Genomic DNA, 1,043 nt, shown 5'->3' on the forward strand with positions numbered 1-1,043 from the left:
AACAGGATAACTGCCAGATCGCCGTGAGCCTGTCGATCGCGACGCAACGCGGCAGCCTGCCAATTGCCTGGCAGCTGTATGTCCCCAAGGAATGGATTGAAGACCGGGAGCGAGCGCGTCGTGCGGGCATCCCCGACGATCTCGCCTTCGAAACCAAGCCACAGATTGCGCTGGCCCAACTCCGCGAGGCTGTCGCATCCGGTATTGGACCGGGCATTGTGCTCGCCGATGCCGGGTACGGCGATGAAACCGCTTTTCGGGAAGGCGTAACTGAACTGGGTTTGTTGTATGCGGTAGGGATCCGGCCGGGCACCTCTGTATGGGCACACGGTACGGCGCCGCTTCCGCCCAAGCCCTGGAGCGGGCGCTACAAACCCCCGACATTGTTACGCCGCGCGCCCGGCCATGAACCGCTCGCAGTGAAGGAACTGGCTATGCAACTGCCCGCAAACGCCTGGCAGACCGTAACCTGGCGGGAAGGTAGCAACGCAGCACTTTCCTCACGCTTTGCCGCCGTGCGGGTCCGTCCCGCACATCGCGACAATTGGCGAAGTACCGTTCGCGACGAAGAATGGCTGCTCATTGAATGGCCTGCTGGCGATACGGAGCCGCTCAAATACTTTCTCACTACGGCCCCCGAAGAGGCGACCCTCGAGCAGCTCGTGTTCGTGACCAAAATGCGCTGGCGCATCGAGCGCGACTATCAGGACCTGAAGCAGGAGTTCGGGCTCGGTCATTATGAAGGACGAGGCTGGCGTGGCTTTCACCATCACGCCACACTGAGTATCGCTGCGTATGGGTTTCTGATGGCTCAACGACTCAGAATGCAATCAGGTGGACATGGTAAAAAAGACTTCCTTGAACGCGCGCTGCCTGCCCTTCCCTCGGATTACATCCCCCGGGGCAGTCCAGCGCGCTCAGCGCCACGTTCCTGATTCCATTACTACATTGCGCATCCTGCTTGGACAAGGGCTCATGCAACGATGGCTTTCTTGCTGTACGACAGTAGATCGCGCAGTTACTTATATGACACAGTAGTACTA

At 59.3% G+C, this 1,043-nt stretch carries 1 protein-coding gene; it reads left to right on the forward strand.

Features of this window, described 5'->3' with window-relative positions:
• The coding region (locus tag E1N52_RS43850) for an IS701 family transposase (protein ID WP_133191280.1) at positions 1-935 on the forward strand (935 nt) is incomplete at its 5' end.
• Positions 936-1,043: the final 108 nt, after the last annotated feature.

This window comes from Paraburkholderia guartelaensis, from assembly GCF_004353905.1.
GTDB lineage: Bacteria > Pseudomonadota > Gammaproteobacteria > Burkholderiales > Burkholderiaceae > Paraburkholderia > Paraburkholderia guartelaensis.